Here is a 16,447-nt window from a genome sequence, read left to right on the forward strand (position 1 = left end):
CCGCAGGCGAAAAGGTTCCAGTGGTTCGGATAGGCGCTGAGCACACCGGGTTGCATGACGGTTTCGCGTGGCGGAACGACGAACCTGGTGCGACAGGGTGGTTCCGCTCGCCGCCTGGCGACTGAAGTCGCGGCTGGCAGGCGGGAAGCCCGCCTGCGCGGGCGTGAGGGAGCGCATCCCGCTCGTCCGTAGCCAGGCCCGTCGGACTTCCACGTCTTAGCGCCTATCCGAAGAACCCGGCGGCGCGCACGGCGATCACGCCGCAGGCGAAACGGTTACCGTTGTTCGGATAGGCGCTGAGCACACCGAGTCGCATGACGGTTTCGCGTGGCGGAACGACGAACCTTGTGCGACAGGGTGGTTCCGCTCGCCGCCTGGCGACTGAAGTCGCGGCTGGCAGGCGGGAAGCCCGCCTGCGCGGGCTTGCGGGGGCGCATCCCGCTCGCCCGTAGCCAGGCCCGTCGGACTTCCACGTCTTAGCGCCTATCCGAAGAACCCGGCGGCGCGCACGGCGATCACGCCGCAGGCGAAAAGGTTCCAGTTGTTCGGATAGGCTCTAAGTGTTCACATTTCTCCTGGGAGCGAGGGCATCTTGCCCTCGCAGACGCGACACGGACGGGACTCCCTCGCCCCCAGGCGCGTGCGTTGCCCCTGGTGCAAACAGGCGCCCGGCAGGATGCCTCGGGGAGCAGGAAGCAATCTGTCTGCGCTCTGTGATAGTGCTGGTCATGTCCTTGAGAGAAGAACTGACAACCATATTTATACACCTGAGATGAATTGTTTGTCATTTCTAAAAGACTTGACAGTAATCTTCCAAAGATCGGTATTCTACTTGAAAATAAAGCATGACTTAGATGCGAGGATGTTCATTGTTTGTGTTTGAGCGCCTGATCCAATGGCTTATCTCCTCAAAATTCTTGCTCATATGTGCACATAATATACCTCTTGTTTACCTTCTGGAATCACCGCATCACGTATCTGATGATAAAAATGTCATAATAGTGATCATAGTTGGTTGGCGGTTGTTCATCTTCGGTTGCTAGAGTGGGTTGCGAAGAAAGCAACAACCTTCCCCCTTTCCACCTATCACTCCACCCCCATCAGGCACGAACAGCGTAGCACATCTTCAGATAATTGGGTGTGATGGACGATCCTCGTGATCGGGTCTTCGTCACGCCAGCTTATGACGCCAGTTCTCTGGCGGTGGGTGTGTTTATGCTCGCAGACACAGCGCCCGGCTGTGGTTGGTGCTGGCAGCAGTGGTTCGGAGGACCATGGCAATGGATACACGAGCATTTCGGCGATTGATGCGGCGGCGATGGCGTTCAATCCTGGCAGGAACAATCATCGTCGGGGTGCTGACACTGATCGTCGATCTGCTTCAACCGCCGGTCTACCAGGCGTCGGCGACCCTCCTCGTCAACCAGAATCGGGGCATGACGGCGCCGAGTTATGAATCGGTGCTGATGAGTCAACAACTGACGCGCACCTATGCGGAACTTTTGAAGAAGCGACCGCTCTACGAGGGGGTGATTGCCAGTCTGAATCTCGAAACGACACCGGAGCGGTTAATGCGCAACGTCCGGGTGTCTACCATTCGCGATACGCAGTTGATCGTTGTGTCGGTGCGCGACCGCTCCCCCCAACGCGCCGCAGAAATTGCGAACGAACTGGTGCGTCTTCTCCGTGAGCAGGATCGTCAATTGCTCGCGGGCGCGTATGCGGGAGGAGAAAGAGGACTGAGCGTGGTTGAACCGGCGTGGCCCGATCCAGTCCCGTTCAGTCCAAAGATCGCACGTGATGTGTTGCTGGGCGTGATCTTCGGTCTGTTGGGCATGTTCGGCATTGCCGTGGTGCGTGAGTACATCGATGAGACGGTCAAGACCAGCGATGACGCCGCACGATTGACCAATGCGCCTGTTCTTGGGGTTATCCGGGGCGCTTCCGGCGCTGCGCAACGGTCATTTGCCATCGACGATCACACACCGGAAGCCTACCGTATGCTTGCGGTGCATCTGCGCACCGTGCTGCACGATCAGCGCGCGTCTACGCTGATCGTTACCAGCGCGGAACCGTTGGAAGATGCCCGCACAGTGGCTGCATATCTGGCAGCGGTCTCTGCCCGGATTGGTCAACGGGTCATTCTGGTGGATGGCGATCTGCGGCAACCGATGCTTCACTCCTTTTTTGACCTGGCGGGTGTTCCTGGATTGAAAGAAGCGCTGGAATGCGCTCAGTCGCTGCCGGTCTACCGCTACCTGCGCCCGACGTCGTTTGCCCACCTGATGCTGCTACCCGGCGGCGAGCCGACGGCGAATCCGATGATCCTGCTCGACTCATCACGGCTGCATGACATTGTTGCGGAACTGCACCAGCACGCCGAACTGGTGATCATGGTCGGTCCGGCGCTGCTCGCCTTCGCCGATACGCTGCTGCTTGCGAAAACGGCAGACGCTGCTCTGCTCGTCGTGCGCGCCGAATCGACCGGCGCTGCTGCCACCGTTGCCGCCCGCGCGATGCTGGATCGGGCGTCGATCCGGATGGCAGGAGTCGTCCTGACCGGCGCGGTCGATGAACCGCTCGCCTCCTGGAGCGGCGATCCGGCGGATATTGGATCCCCTGTGACCCGCCAGCGCCTGGGGTTGGGAACGGGAGGAAAACATGCGCTGCGTGGTGTGGCGCCGCCGACATCCTCGACTTCATCACGCGCGTCGGACGCATAGGCTTCCTTCATTTCCGACAGTTCCAATCCGCATATCGACGACGACTTCTCACAGTGAATATGGTCGCTGACATGTGCGAGGGAGGTGTACGATGTCCCTTCCCATACTCAGAGTCGCCATTGGAATGCTGGCAGTTGTTCTGCTGATCGGCGCTGTGCTGATGGCATCCGGTCGCACAGGTGTTTTGCCTGCCACGCAGTCAGCGCCTGACTCTGCGCCGCCGCCACCGGTTGTTGCGCCCGGTACGCAACCGATCGTGGCGAACGGCATTGTGGCGCCGGCAACGCACGTCGATCTGCGCTTCGAGACCGGTGGGATCGTGCGGGATGTGCTGGTGCGCGAAGGAGATGTCGTTCAGGCTGGCGATCCGATCCTGCGTCTCGACACAAGCGACCTGGAACTGCGATGCGCTCAGGTGCGCGCGCAACTATCGGCAGCTCAGGCGCAGTATGAACTGCTGGCCGGTCCGGTGGCGCCAGCCGATATTCAACGCGCCCAGGCGGTGCTGGCACGTGCCCGGGCGCATCTACGCGAAGTGAGCGGCGCGGTCACCCCGACTGCTCGACGGGCGGCGCAGGCGCGACTCGAAGCCGCGCGTGTGGCGCTGGCGCGTCTCGAAGAAGGTCCGAATCCGGCGGATGTGCGCGCCCTGCGTGCCGAACTGCGCCAGGCGGAAGCGGAATTGCGGGCGACGCACGATCGCCTGTCGCTCGAAAAGACCACGCTGCGTCTGCAGATGGAACAGGCAGCCAATGTCCTGCGCGATCGTCAGACGGAGTATGCGCGCATCCGCGACGAGAACCAGGCGCGAACCGAGCCGCTGACAGCCGATCAGCGTGTACGGGAAGCCAGCGCGCGACTGGCGATGGAAAATGCCGAGAAGGCGCTCGAACAGGCGCGCGTGGCGTATGAAGCTGCGCTCCAGGCGGAACGAACCGGCATCGCCGCTGCCGAGGCGCGTGTCGAAGCTGTGAAAGCGCGCCTGGATCGCATCCTGGCAGGCGCCGATGCGGATCAGATCGCCGCAGCGCGCGCAGCGGTCGCGCAGGCGGAAGACGATCTGGCGCGCCTTCAGGACGAACGCCGTGCGGCGCTCGTCGAGATCGCCCGAATGGAGGTGGCAATCGCCGAAGCCGAACTGGAGCGCTTGCTGGCTGGAGCGCGCCCGGCGGAGGCGGCGATTGCGCGCGCACGTGTCGAGGAAGCGCGCGCGGCGCTTCAGCAGGCGGAACTCGCGCTGGAACGCGCCACACTTCGCGCTCCGATAACCGGAGTGGTCGCAGCGCTCAATATCCGCCCCGGCGAAGTCGCAGACCCCCATCTCGTTGCCGCCAGGCTGGCGGATGTGCGCGGATGGCGTATCGAAACCACCAATCTGAGCGAACTGAATGTGACGCGCCTGCGCGAGGGCGACCCGGCGATCATCCGTCTGAATGCGATCCCGGACCTCGAAATTCCCGGCAGGGTGACCAGTATCAAACCACTGGGCGCCGGTCAGGAAGGTGATGTGACACTCTACACCGTGATTATCACTCCTGATCGACTGGATGAGCGGTTGCGCTGGAATATGACCGCAATGGTGCAGATTACACCGGGGCGTTAGTTCTGGCAGATGAGTGAGAGAGAAGGTATGCACGCGCTATTTCCGAAAACCATGGCAAGATGCGCTGTTCTCCTGTCACTGACGCTCTCAATGCTCTCCTTTTGCGGGTCGGGCAGCCCTGTTCCTGTCGAGTCAACGATGGATTCAGGACATACTCCACGCGCAACAGTGGAAGGCGCGCCGCCTGATCCAACCGCCGTTCCCGTCGCATCAGCGGATCATAGCACGACACCCGAGACGGACACGACCAAAGAGGTGACGCTGCGAACCCGCGATGGGTTGACCTTCGTTTTTGACCGGCAGAGCGGCAGGTTTACGCGCGTGGATGTGCAGACGAGGGCATTCGCACTGACCACCGGACGTGATCTGGGGGTGTACCTCTTCGATGCGCGGGGAAATTCCCTGCTCGACCTGCGTTCTACCCCTGCTACACGGGTGGAGCGCATAGGCGATGACCTGATCATTTCTCGCGAACAGCGCATGACAAACGTACAGACGGTTGAAAAATGGACGGCGCATGCCAACCGGATCGATCTTGAAACCACCATCGTCAATACCGACTCTTCGACGCCATCTCGTGCTATTGAAGCGTGTTTACAACTTCCGCTCGATCTGGTCAACGCATACTGGTACCACCATTTTGAGGATCGGGAAATCATCACAAATCGCAGCGAACCGTATAAAACCGTTCTTCAGCGACTGATAGACATCGGGACGTTTGGTGATGGAAGTTTCCACCTGAAAACCGATCTGGACATCAACTTGAATGGTCTCAACCTGATCGGCAACAATGAGTTCGGTCTGGCGATATCAATCAACCCTGAACAACCTGCGACCTACTATGTTCGTTATGACCCGCAACGTCTCTCATATGACGCTTGCTTCCATCTTGGCATTTACAACGAGCATATTCGCTTCGGCAACCGTGTTTCCTTTGCACTTTCGCTTTTCGTGCCGGACGAGCCTCCATGGGGATTACGTTCAGCATACGCAAAATACATTGCGATCTATCCGCAATCGCACAAAGGCAGATTGCCGCGCAAAACAACCATGGTCGTGCTGGAAGAGTACAGTTACAGCGCATTTCCCAACCCGCTCGAGTACCGGATCGGCGCTGTCTGGGGGCGCTACAAGGCGCAAAACCGGCGTTTCGGGGTCGACGACCTGGTCTACATCTGGCCCCATGGTTATTACGATCGTGGGATGCGCCTGAAAGTTCAGCCGTCATCAGCGGGGAGCGTTCAGACATGGGAAGCGGATATCGCCGCCTGTTTTGCACTGTACGAAGACATCGATCAGGGCAGGGCGCCTTTCGCCGAAACATGCACCGGTTCGTACCCATTTGCAACCTGCACCAGGCAAAGAGAACGCGGACAGATCTACGGACCGGTCTTCGAGCGCGATAGGGGCAGCGGATGGCGGCGCGCCGAAGCGTACCAGATGACGGTCAGCAACGGACCGAACTTCCTGATCGGGCAATTCCGCCTGCCAGCGCCATTTGTCGCATCGCTTTTGCAGGATGCCGACGGACGCTGGCTGAATGCGATGAGTTTTGCTTCGATGATCACCGAAATTCCCTGGGAGCCGGGCGTTCGCCGCTGTATTTTCGACGGCATCAATCCCGATCCGGGAGTGAATGTGGCGCTGTCGAATGAACCGCGTTCTGCACCTGCGCCCACGATCGTGAGCAATTTTGGTGAGTTGAATCTGGAAGTGGTCAAACGCGCGCATGGGTTGTACGGTCCTGGTTACCTCGATACCCATCCCGACGAAGGAACAACCCTCTACCACGGGGTCGCCGTCGATACGGTCGGGGTCTATTTACGTCCCGATTTCAACCCGCGCGCGCTGCGGGTGGCTTCGCTGCCGCTCAGTTATGACCGTGTCACCGGGCGTGTGGTCGCACTGGAACATCTGACGACGCTGGCATTTTTGCGGGCATTGCGGGCATCGATCCCGTCGGATGCCCCAATTGCATCGAGTGGCGCTCCGATCGGCGGGATTCTGTTCCAGGAAGCGGATTATATCCTCGAGGAGTTCGTCAAGATCGAGCGCAACGGTCGATTGATCGACGAATTGTACGACGAAACGCAGCCAAACAAACTGCGCCTGATCAACCGGATCCGTATGGGCGCCAATCAGCGCCCAATCACGTTCAGTGTTCGTTTCGAGCGCGCCACCAGCGATCGCGCTTTTCTGGAACAGATTCGACGTTATCTGCCGCTCTACACTGCAAAAGGGATCTACGTCAACATTGATCGCTATGGCAATGATCCAGAGCGCTATTTCTGGAGCGATCCGCCATCCAGCCAGGACGTGTTGCGCGCCTACCGGCAGCATTTGCACGCCGTACATGCGCTGAACGTCGCCGGATGGCAACCAGTTCCGTATGCCACTGCGAGTGAGGGCATTCTGGTCGAACGGTTCGGGCAGGACTACCTGACCTTCTACAACCCTGACGAGCGACCGCGAACGGCAACCGTCGCCATCAACTGGCGCGCTATCGGACTGAATGCGCCGCCGTCTCGCATCGTCGATTTCGACACAGGAACGGAACTGCCCTTTCGCGTGTCCGGTGACAGCATGACCATCGATGCGCTGGCGCTCGACGGGCTGGCTGCACGCATCGTTCGGATCAGGGATACGAAGGTCGGGACGGTTCTGCTGCCGCTCGTGGTTGCGCCGTAAGCGCCTATCTGACAGAACGGGACGCATATGTTGATGGATCGTGATCGATCGTTTGCCCGGCTCTCACTGCGCGCCAATTTTTCCTGGACATTCGTCGGGAATGTGGTGTACGCCGCGTGTCAGTGGGGGATGCTGATGGCGCTGGCAAAACTTGGCTCACCTGCAATGGTTGGCATGTTTGCGCTTGGTCTGGCAATTACTGCGCCGGTGTTCATGTTCGCCAACCTGCATCTGCGCACCATCCAGGCGACCGATGCGCGGCAACAGTATCAGTTTCGCGACTATCTCAGCGTGCGCCTGGCGACGACGGCGCTGGCGTTGCTGGTTGTGGCAGCGATTGTTGTGCTCGTTGGGTACGCCTGGGAGACCGCGGCGGTCATCCTGGCGGTTGGATGCGCCAAGGCGTGCGAGTCGATCAGCGACATTTTTTATGGGCTGCTTCAGCGACTGGAACGAATGGATCGCATCGCCGCCGGGATGATGCTGAAGGGCATCGTGTCGCTGGTTGCCCTGGCAACTGGCGTTTCTCTGACCGGTTCCGCCTTCTGGGGCGTGGTTGGGTTGACCGCTGTGTGGGCGGTGGTGCTGGCATTCTACGATGTGCCGAATGGGTTGCAGGCATTGCGACAGACGCAGCCGATCCGCGAGCGATCCTCACCGCCGCAACGTGTGGCGGTTGCGACCCGCCTGGCGTGGATGGCACTCCCGCTCGGTGTCGGGATCATGCTGGTTTCGCTGAGTACCGCGATCCCGCGCTATTTCGTCGAGCGCATTCTGGGCGAGGAGAGTCTGGGCATCTTTGCAGCAATCGCCTACATTCAGGTCGCCGGAACAACCGTCGTCGGCGCGCTCGCGGCTGCTGCCAATCCGCGTCTGGCGCAGCACTACGCCTTCGGTGAGATACACGCCTTTCGCGGGTTGCTGTTCAAACTGGCGGCGATTGCGCTGGCGCTGGGCGGCGCTGGAGTGCTGATCGCCTGGCTGATTGGCGGTTGGGTGCTGACCCTGATCTACCGACCGGAGTATGGCGCGTACAACCATGTGTTCGTGCTGGTGATGGTCGCTGCCGGTATCGGATATGTCGGATGGTTCGTCGGAGATGCGATGACTGCGGTTCGTCGCCTACGGGCGCAGGCGTTGCTCTTTCTTGGCATGACGGCGGCAACGATCGGCGCGTGCGCCTGGCTGATCCCGCTGTTTGGTCTGACCGGCGCAGCCGTGGCGACGATGGTCACATCGGTGATCCACGCAATCGGCGGGTTCCTGATCGTCGAACACGCGCTGCGTTCCCTGGAGTCGGACATGCGTGCCGGTCGCTCATTGACAGGCGGCGTTTCGTACCGCAGATGAGAGGAAACCAATGGATCGCGCCATCCAGAACGCCGTACCGGTTCATCAGGCATCACGCGCCTCCGGTCGTCCCATCGATAGTTTTGTCATCTCGGTCTACGTCTGTGCGTTGACGCTGGCGATCTTTGTGGCGCTGTCGGATCAGTTCTGGCACTGGTTTGTTATTCCGGTGCTGATGGCGGGTGTTCTGATCGGCATCGACGCGGTGGACTGGGCGCGGGGAAAGATGGACCTGTTCGATCCGATCGGTCTATCAGGCGCATTTGGCTGGTTTTTCTTCTTCTTTGCGCCGTTGCTGACCGTGGCGATCAACTACTGGCTGATCTACGTCGATCCGCCAGCAGAGCGGCGTGATTGGCTGGGATGGATGGCGTTGCTCAATCTATTGGGCTTGATGATCTATCGCGGCATTCGATTGATCTACTTCCAGCGCGAACGCAGCATACATACATTCTGGAAGATCGATCAGAAGCGATTCTATGTTCTGGGCGCTCTGGGGCTGGCAGTCACCGCTTTTCTTCAAATCTACGTCTACCTCAGTATGGGCGGAATTCAGGGATTTATCCAGGAAGCAACCGATCAACGCGCTATTCGACTGAGTCTTCAGGGTTTTGGGCAGATTTTCATGGTTTCGGAGAGCTTTCCGATCATTGCTCTGATGATGTTCATCATCTATGCGTATCACCAGAAATCGCCCGTGTATCGTTCATGGCTGGTTATCTGCATCGTGTTGCTGATCTATTTCGGTCTGAAACTCTTCTTTGGCGGGTTGCGCGGCAGTCGGAACAACACAATCTGGGGATTATTCTGGGCGGTCGGACTGATCCACTTCTGGTTGCGCCCCGTGACGCGCAAAGTCGCGCTGATCGGATTGGGTTTTCTGATCGCATTCATGTATGTCTACGGGTTTTATAAGAATGCCGGTCTGGATGCATTGCGCCTGTTTGAAGACCCGTCCGTGCGCGTCGAACTGGAGCGCGAAACCCGCCGCGATCTTCCCACGCTGCTGCTGGGCGATCTTGGGCGCAGCGATGTGCAGGCGTTCGTGCTCTATCAACTGGCCCGCCCCGACAGCGATTACGACTATGCGTTCGGGCGCACCTATGTCGCCGCATTTGCCGTGCTCATTCCGCGCTCTCTGGTCGAGCGCATGCCGAGCAAGACGCTTGAAGGCACCGAAGCGCTCTACGGCAAAGGATCGTACATCCCTGTCGATTTCGAGGCGTCGCAACTCTACGGCATCGCTGGCGAGGCAATGCTCAACTTTGGGTTTGCTGCCGCACCCATTTCGTTCATCTTCTTCGGGCTGGCAAACTGCTCGGTGCGGCGCTGGCTCTTCGGTTTGACTCCAGGAGATGCGCGTCTGCTGTTCTATCCGTTTCTCGCGCTCTTCTGCTTCTACATGCTCGCCTGCGATCTGGAGAACCTGGTTTTCGACATTATCAAGAACGTTGCCGTTCCGCTGGCCATCACGCTGCTCTCACTATCATCGGTCCGCCGTGGATGAGGGTTATCTGAAAGAGGGAAGTCTTATGCGGGTTGTCGTATCGCTCGAACATCACTTTGATCGCACGCCAGACGGCGTTGTCTGGACACAGACACAATTCCCGTACCGTTTCTGGCAACGCTATCTGGAGGTGTTCGACCAGGTGCAGGTCGTTGCGCGGGTGCGTGATGTGCGCAAAGCTGCGCCCGACTGGCAGCGCGCCGATGGGCGTTCAGTCTCATTTGCCGCCATTCCCGATTACCTGGGACCGCGCCAGTATCTGATGCGCATCCGTCAGGTGCGCACGGCTGCGCGTGGCGCAATCGGCGCGGAGGATGCTGTGATTCTGCGTGTCAGTTCGCAGATCGCCGATGTGATCTATCCGTTGCTCCGGCGCCAGGCGCGTCCGTATGGCGTCGAGGTTGTCAGCGACCCATATGATGTGTTTGCGCCCGGTTCGGTCAGGCACCCGCTGCGCCCATTCTTTCGCTGGTTATTCCCATATCGCCTGCGGCAGCACTGCGCCAACGCAGCAGCCGCATGCTACGTCACCGCGCAGGCGCTACAGCGCCGGTACCCATGCCCATTGTTCTCGGTGTCCGCGTCGGATGTCGAGCTGCCCGACGATGCGATCGTCGCTGCACCACGTCCGCTGCGCGCGCATGCCGCTGCCCATCGCCTCATCTTCGTCGGCACACTGGGGCAGTTGTACAAGGCGCCGGATGTGCTGATCGACGCAGTGGCGGCATGCGCGCGCGATGGCGTCGATCTGACGCTAACCCTGGTCGGCGACGGGAAGCATCGACCAGAATTGGAAGCGCGTGCGCGTCAGCTTGGTATCGCCGATCGGGTGGTCTTTCGCGGGTGGGTGACGGCAGGTGCAGCAGTGCGCGCCGAACTGGATGCAGCAGACCTGTTCGTGCTGCCGTCGCGACAGGAGGGGATGCCGCGCGCCATGATCGAAGCGATGGCGCGTGCGCTTCCCTGTATTGGCTCGACGGTCGGCGGCATCCCGGAACTGTTGCCGCCCGAAGACCTTGTGCCTCCTGGCGATGCGCTGGCGCTGGCGCGTGCGATCCGCGCAATGACATCCGATCCCGAACGGATGGCGCACGCCTCGGCGCGTAACCTGGAACGCGCGCGCTCATTCACCGAATCCAGGCTACGCACGCAACGGCTCGCCTTCTTCCGGCATGTGCGTGAGCAGACTGAGACCTGGCTCGCTGCTCAACGCTCATCAACACCAGTGCAGGCAAAGCGCCATTCGGCAACAGGAAGGTGACTTATGCCACGGTTATTGATCGTCACAACAATTCCGGCAACGCTGTCGGCATTCCTGCTGCCATTTGCCCGGCATTACCGCGCGTGTGGGTGGCAGGTCGATGCGATGACGCGCAGCGAGCCGATCACTCCCGATATCCATTCAGCCTTCGATCATGTCTGGACGCTGCCCTGGTCGCGTCATCCGGTCAACCCGTCCAATCTCATCGGAACGCCGCAGCGCATCCGGCGGATTGTCGAACGCGAGCGGTATGACATCGTCCATGTGCATACGTCTGTTGCCGCGTTTGTGACACGCTACGCTCTCCGCGATCTCCGGCGGCGCCTTGGGGTGTGCGTGATCTACACCGCGCACGGGTTCAATTTCGACCAGAGTATGCCGTGGCACAAAAATCTGGCGTTTCTGACGCTGGAAAAACTGGCAAGCGCCTGGATGGATTATCAGGTGGTGATCAACCGCACCGATGAACTGGCAGCCATTCGCTACCGTCTCGCACCGCCGGATCGGGTCTGGTACATGCCGGGCATCGGCGTCGATCTGACCCACTATTGCCCCGACAGTATCCCCGACGCGGAGGCGGAAGCGGTGCGTCGGGAGATAGGCGTCGCCCCCGATGAAGCGCTCGTGCTGATGATTGCCGAGTTTATTCCGCGTAAGCGCCACACCGATGTGTTGCGCGCGTTTGCGCAGCTTGGACGACGCGACACTCACCTGGCGCTGGCGGGAACCGGACCGTTGCTGGAACCGATGCGTCGTCTGGCGGTCGACCTCGGCATTGCCGGACAGACCCATTTTCTGGGGTATCGCAGCGATGTGCCAGCGCTCCTCAGGGCTGCAACCGTGATGATCCTGCCATCGCGGCAGGAAGGGTTGCCGCGCAGCATTCTGGAGGCGATGGCAATGGGTGTGCCCGTGATCGGCTCAGACATCCGTGGTGTGCGCGACCTGCTGGCAGACGGCGCCGGCATGCTCGTGCCGGTTGGCGACATCGAAGCACTGGCGCATGCCATGGCTCGCGTCATCGATGATCGCGCCGCGGCGCGCGCAATGGCGGAACGTGGTCTGGAACAGGCGCAGCGGTACGACCTGCAGCGTATCATCGCGCTGCACGATCAGTTGTATGCGGCAGCGTTGAGCAAGCGACATGCATATGCGCCAATATCGTAGAGGAGGTCCGCCTGTGTACAGGAACTATGGAAAACGCGCCTTCGATCTTGTGCTGGTTGTGCCGGCGCTGATCGTGTTGGCGCCGGTGATGGCGATCCTTGCAGTGCTGATCCGGATTGCAATGGGATCGCCGGTTATCTTCACGCAGGAGCGCGCCGGGAAGGATGGGAAACCCTTCAGGCTCTACAAATTCCGCAGCATGACCAATGCGCGCGATGCACAGGGCAACCTGCTGCCCGACGAGCAACGTCTCACGCCGTTCGGCAAGTTTCTGCGCAGCACGAGCCTGGATGAACTGCCACAGTTATTCAATGTTCTGCGCGGCGACATGAGCCTGGTGGGACCGCGCCCGTTGCTGGTGAAATACATCGACCGGTACACCCAGGATCAACGTCGTCGGCTGGAGGTGCTGCCGGGGATAACGTGCCAGGCAGTGCTCCACGGGCGGAGCAACCAGACGTGGGATCAAATCCTGGCGCACGATGTCTGGTATGTCGATCACATCAGTCTCTGGACTGACCTGCGCATTCTGATCGGAACCGTGCGCGTGGTGCTGACACGCGAAGGGGTCGAGCGCAGTGCGAACGGCCAGATTCCAGAGTTTCTCGGCGTACTCGCCCGGCAACCGGGCAGTGCGTCGGACGCGCCGCCAGCCGGAGGTTCGTAAACGTGGACGTTCGCTATCTCGAACAGGTGAAAGCGATGAAGGTAACGCTTATTCGCTCGGCTCGTGACGCGGAAGCAGTCTTCGATGACGTGGAGCGTCTGTTCCAGCGCGTCTTTGGCTATCGTCTGGACCGGAGGGCATGGGCGCGCTTTTACTTCGTCAATCCGTATGGTGATGCGATTGTTGCGCTTGGCTGGAGCGGTGACCTTCTGGTCGGGCATCAGGCGCTCGTACCGCACGCAATTACCGATGGGCATGGACGGGAATACCGCTATTACCTGGCGATGAGTCTCATGCTGCACCCCGATCATCGTGGTTTCCCGGCATTTCATCGCCTGGTGGCGACGACGACAGCAGTGGCGCGACAGGAGGGTGCGCCGTTCATTCTGGGGTTTCCGAACGGCAATTCCTACGCGCTCTTCCAGCGCGCCTTCGGATGGAAAACGCTGCTGGAAACTGAACTGTACAACTGGCATTCTGCCACGCCAACCGGTCCGCCACGGAGCGTCACACCATTGCCGCACCTGCGCCTGACGGACGAGGCAGGTCCGCCCTGCGATGAAACATACCGCCAGTGGCGCAGCCTGGAACTTCCCTATTATGCCGAACGGGTCAATGGGCGGCTTGCCGTCATCTACAAGATCGAGCGCGACGGAACGCTCACCCTACTCGACGCATTGACCGATGACACGCATCACGCGGCGGATGATCTGGCGGCATTGCTGACATACACCGGCGCGCGCCAGGTGCGCATGACCGGCGTGCATGCCCGGATGATCGGTCTCGATCCGTCGATCATGGAGCGACACACCGATTACCGGTTGCGCATGTGCTATGCCCCGATCACGGCGGATCCGCCGCCGTTGCGTTTCAGTTTGCTGTTGAGCGATGTGTTCTGACGAATGAAGGAGTAGATGCATGAACGTCCTGATTGTGGCTGCGCATCCGGATGATGAAGTCCTGGGGTGCGGCGGAGTCACGGTGCGTCACGTTGAACGCGGCGACCGGGTCTATGTGGTGGTGGTCACCCGTGGTTTCCCTGAGATCTTTTCGCCGGAGATCGACGAAGAGGATCGCCAGCATGCGCGTGAAGCGCACGAGATACTCGGCGGCGCGGGGATCTTCTTTCTCGACTTTCCGGCGCCGCGTCTCGATACAGTGCCGGGGCACGAACTGGCGGACGCGCTCCGTGAGGTGATCTTCTCGGTCAACGCCGACGTGGTCTATACCCCGTTCGGCGGCGATCTGCACACTGATCACAAAGCCACCTACCTGGCGACCCTGGTTGCATCGCGCCCGGTCAACCACTGTCCGGTCCGGCGGCTCCTCTGTTACGAAACCCTCTCGGAGACCGATTGGGCGTCGCCGCTGGACGATGGCGCCTTCAAGCCAACCGTTTTTGTGGACATCAGTAACGTTCTGGAACGCAAACTTCAGGCGCTTGCCTGTTTTCGCAACGAACTGAAACAGCCGCCCCATCCCCGTTCGTTGCGCGCAATCGAGGCGCTGGCGCGAGTCCGCGGCAGCACGGCAGGTCTGATGGCGGCAGAAGCATTCATGCTGGTTCGTGAAATCATCGATTGAACAAAGGAGCACGGTATGCAGGTCACAGCGCTGGACATTCCCGCTCAGATTCGCACCTACATCACGCACAACCTGTTGTTCGGCGACGAAAGTCTGATCTACAGCGATGAGGACTCGTTTCTCGAACGAGGGATTGTGGACTCGCTCGGCGTGATCGAACTGGTGACCTTCCTGGAAGCACAGTTTGGCATCAGCGTCGCCGATCACGAACTGATACCCGAAAACTTCGACTCGGTGAAGAACCTTGCGGAGTATGTGGCGCGCAAACTTGAGACGGCAACGCTTGCAGAAGCGCCACGCTCGTCATTTGATCTGGGGGAAGCCTATGCTGGTCCATGACTTTCTGATCAACAGCGCCGCGCGATTGCCGGATAAGGTTGCGCTGGTGTGCGATGGACACCGGATGACCTACCGCGACCTCGATCTGATGACCAATCGCCTGGCGCGCGCGCTCGTGGAGCATGGCGTCGGGCGCGGTGATCGGGTGGCGATCTTCATGCCCAACTCGGTCGAAGCGGTGGTCGGGATTTTTGCTGCGCTCAAGGCGGGCGGCGTCTTCGTGGTCATCAACCATACGACCAAACAGGACAAACTAACCGCCATTCTGAACAACTGTCGCGCCGCTGCGCTGATTGCCGATGCGCAGATCAGAGACGTACATTTGTCGGCGCTGCTCCACGATGCGCCATCGCTCAGGGTTGGCGTGCTGTGCAATCAAGGCGCTGCTGCCCGTATCACCCATCCACGTTTCATCGATTTCGACGCTGTGCAGGCACAGTACGACGCTGCGCCGCTCCCGCGCGTCACTATCGATCTCGACCTGGCGTGCCTGATCTACACTTCGGGCAGCACCGGGGAACCGAAGGGGGTCATGAGCGATCACAGCAATGTCGTCTTTGCCAGCGAGTCGATCATCACCTATGTGCAGAATGTCGAAGATGATGTCGTCATCAACATGCTGCCGCTTTCCTTCGATTATGGTCTCTACCAGCTGCTCATGACCTTCCGTTTCGGCGGCAGACTGGTGCTCGAACGCTCGTTTGCATATCCTGCGGCGATCCTCAGGCGCATCGAGGAAGAGCGTGTCACCGGTTTTCCCGGCGTTCCGACGATCTATGCCCTTCTCCTGCAGATGGATCTGAGCCGCTACGATCTGTCGAGCATCCGGTATCTCACGAACACTGCTGCCGCGTTGCCCCCCAGCCACGTGCTGGAACTGCGTCGAACCTTTCACTGGGCGCGCCTCTACTCGATGTACGGTCTGACCGAAACCAAACGCACGCTCTACCTGCCGCCCGAAGAAGTGGAGCGTCGCCCCGGTTCGGTTGGCATTGCCATTCCGGGTACCGAGGTCTGGATCGAAGATGAACAGGGGAACCGCCTCGGACCGGGTGAGGTTGGCGAACTGGTGGTGCGTGGACGGCACGTGATGCGCGGCTACTGGGAAGCGCCAGAAGCCACGGCACAGCGTTTCCGCCCCGGTCCGCTGCCGGGTGAGCGTGTGTGCTACACCGGCGACCTGTTTCGCATGGATGCCGATGGGTTTCTGTACTTCGTCGGGCGTAAGGACGACATCATCAAAAGTCGTGGTGAAAAAGTCGCACCCAAAGAAGTCGAAAACGTCATTTACGAACTGCCGGGCGTGGTGGCGGTCGCAGTGGTGGGTGTCCCCGACCCGATCCTGGGGCAGGCAATTAAGGCATTCGTTGTCACAAAGAATGCCGATCTGACAGAGATGCAGGTTCTGGCGCACTGCCGTTCGCGACTGGAAGATTTCATGGTGCCGCGGTACGTCGAGTTCCGCGATGAACTGCCGGTCAACACGTCAGGAAAAATTGCCCGGCGAGAATTGACACAGGCGTTGAACGCTGACCGTTCAACCTGACAGGAGTGTATC

At 60.0% G+C, this 16,447-nt stretch carries 14 protein-coding genes; all 14 read left to right on the top strand.

What is annotated here, in order from left to right; all coding sequences use genetic code 11:
* The first annotated feature begins 54 nt into the window (after nt 1-54).
* The 14 genes from ROSERS_RS26210 to ROSERS_RS18800 all read left to right on the top strand — a co-directional run bounded on the left by ROSERS_RS26210 (nt 55) and on the right by ROSERS_RS18800 (nt 16,435).
* A complete protein-coding gene (locus ROSERS_RS26210) occupies nt 55-192 on the top strand; it encodes a hypothetical protein (protein WP_157041140.1) in 138 nt (45 codons plus the stop codon).
* 122 nt (nt 193-314) lie between these two features.
* Complete coding sequence (locus tag ROSERS_RS26215; RefSeq protein ID WP_157040978.1) at nt 315-452, top strand: hypothetical protein; 138 nt, start codon at nt 315-317, stop codon at nt 450-452.
* Between the two features lie 828 nt (nt 453-1,280).
* Complete coding sequence (locus ROSERS_RS18745) at nt 1,281-2,723, top strand: polysaccharide biosynthesis tyrosine autokinase (RefSeq protein WP_011958334.1); 1,443 nt, start codon at nt 1,281-1,283, stop codon at nt 2,721-2,723.
* Nucleotides 2,724-2,814: 91 nt separating this feature from the next.
* Nucleotides 2,815-4,326: an HlyD family secretion protein gene (locus ROSERS_RS18750; RefSeq protein WP_011958335.1), complete on the top strand. Its 1,512-nt coding sequence runs from the start codon at nt 2,815-2,817 to the stop codon at nt 4,324-4,326.
* Between the two features lie 138 nt (nt 4,327-4,464).
* Nucleotides 4,465-7,014, top strand: a complete 2,550-nt coding sequence (locus ROSERS_RS18755; RefSeq protein ID WP_232282672.1) for a hypothetical protein — start codon at nt 4,465-4,467, stop codon at nt 7,012-7,014.
* A 27-nt stretch (nt 7,015-7,041) separates the two neighbouring features.
* Entirely contained in the window at nt 7,042-8,364 is a 1,323-nt protein-coding gene (locus ROSERS_RS18760) for a lipopolysaccharide biosynthesis protein (RefSeq protein ID WP_011958337.1), read from the top strand.
* Nucleotides 8,365-8,374: 10 nt separating this feature from the next.
* A complete protein-coding gene (locus ROSERS_RS18765) occupies nt 8,375-9,871 on the top strand; it encodes a hypothetical protein (protein WP_011958338.1) in 1,497 nt (498 codons plus the stop codon).
* Between the two features lie 25 nt (nt 9,872-9,896).
* Complete coding sequence (locus ROSERS_RS18770; RefSeq protein WP_011958339.1) at nt 9,897-11,132, top strand: glycosyltransferase; 1,236 nt, start codon at nt 9,897-9,899, stop codon at nt 11,130-11,132.
* 3 nt (nt 11,133-11,135) lie between these two features.
* Nucleotides 11,136-12,299 carry a glycosyltransferase gene (locus ROSERS_RS18775; RefSeq protein ID WP_011958340.1) on the top strand — a complete coding sequence of 388 codons (1,164 nt, stop codon included), beginning with the start codon at nt 11,136-11,138 and terminating at the stop codon, nt 12,297-12,299.
* Between the two features lie 13 nt (nt 12,300-12,312).
* Nucleotides 12,313-12,966, top strand: a complete 654-nt coding sequence (locus tag ROSERS_RS18780) for a sugar transferase (RefSeq protein ID WP_011958341.1) — start codon at nt 12,313-12,315, stop codon at nt 12,964-12,966.
* A 2-nt stretch (nt 12,967-12,968) separates the two neighbouring features.
* Nucleotides 12,969-13,865 (top strand): GNAT family N-acetyltransferase, encoded by an 897-nt coding sequence (locus ROSERS_RS18785; protein WP_011958342.1) that lies wholly within the window; start codon nt 12,969-12,971, stop codon nt 13,863-13,865.
* A gap of 19 nt (nt 13,866-13,884) precedes the next feature.
* The gene (locus ROSERS_RS18790; RefSeq protein ID WP_011958343.1) at nt 13,885-14,550 is read left to right on the top strand and encodes a PIG-L deacetylase family protein; all 666 of its coding nucleotides are present in this window, start codon (nt 13,885-13,887) and stop codon (nt 14,548-14,550) included.
* Nucleotides 14,551-14,565: 15 nt separating this feature from the next.
* Entirely contained in the window at nt 14,566-14,889 is a 324-nt protein-coding gene (locus tag ROSERS_RS18795) for an acyl carrier protein (RefSeq protein ID WP_011958344.1), read from the top strand.
* Nucleotides 14,876-16,435 (top strand): class I adenylate-forming enzyme family protein, encoded by a 1,560-nt coding sequence (locus ROSERS_RS18800; RefSeq protein WP_011958345.1) that lies wholly within the window; start codon nt 14,876-14,878, stop codon nt 16,433-16,435. The genes ROSERS_RS18795 and ROSERS_RS18800 overlap by 14 nt, the downstream gene beginning before the upstream one ends.
* The last annotated feature ends 12 nt before the right edge of the window (nt 16,436-16,447 follow it).

It is taken from the genome of Roseiflexus sp. RS-1 (genome assembly GCF_000016665.1).
Taxonomy (GTDB): Bacteria; Chloroflexota; Chloroflexia; order Chloroflexales; family Roseiflexaceae; genus Roseiflexus.

Bases quoted from the DNA above. Each gene is read 5' to 3' on its own strand.
- ROSERS_RS18750 (WP_011958335.1), top strand. From the start codon at position 2,815: ATGTCCCTTCCCATACTCAGAGTCGCCATTGGAATGCTGGCAGTTGTT.
- ROSERS_RS18745 (WP_011958334.1), top strand. From the start codon at position 1,281: ATGGATACACGAGCATTTCGGCGATTGATGCGGCGGCGATGGCGTTCA.
- ROSERS_RS18775 (WP_011958340.1), top strand. From the start codon at position 11,136: ATGCCACGGTTATTGATCGTCACAACAATTCCGGCAACGCTGTCGGCA.
- ROSERS_RS18770 (WP_011958339.1), top strand. From the start codon at position 9,897: ATGCGGGTTGTCGTATCGCTCGAACATCACTTTGATCGCACGCCAGAC.
- ROSERS_RS18800 (WP_011958345.1), top strand. From the start codon at position 14,876: ATGCTGGTCCATGACTTTCTGATCAACAGCGCCGCGCGATTGCCGGAT.
- ROSERS_RS26215 (WP_157040978.1), top strand. From the start codon at position 315: ATGACGGTTTCGCGTGGCGGAACGACGAACCTTGTGCGACAGGGTGGT.
- ROSERS_RS26210 (WP_157041140.1), top strand. From the start codon at position 55: ATGACGGTTTCGCGTGGCGGAACGACGAACCTGGTGCGACAGGGTGGT.
- ROSERS_RS18765 (WP_011958338.1), top strand. From the start codon at position 8,375: ATGGATCGCGCCATCCAGAACGCCGTACCGGTTCATCAGGCATCACGC.
- ROSERS_RS18790 (WP_011958343.1), top strand. From the start codon at position 13,885: ATGAACGTCCTGATTGTGGCTGCGCATCCGGATGATGAAGTCCTGGGG.
- ROSERS_RS18755 (WP_232282672.1), top strand. From the start codon at position 4,465: ATGGATTCAGGACATACTCCACGCGCAACAGTGGAAGGCGCGCCGCCT.
- ROSERS_RS18760 (WP_011958337.1), top strand. From the start codon at position 7,042: ATGTTGATGGATCGTGATCGATCGTTTGCCCGGCTCTCACTGCGCGCC.
- ROSERS_RS18795 (WP_011958344.1), top strand. From the start codon at position 14,566: ATGCAGGTCACAGCGCTGGACATTCCCGCTCAGATTCGCACCTACATC.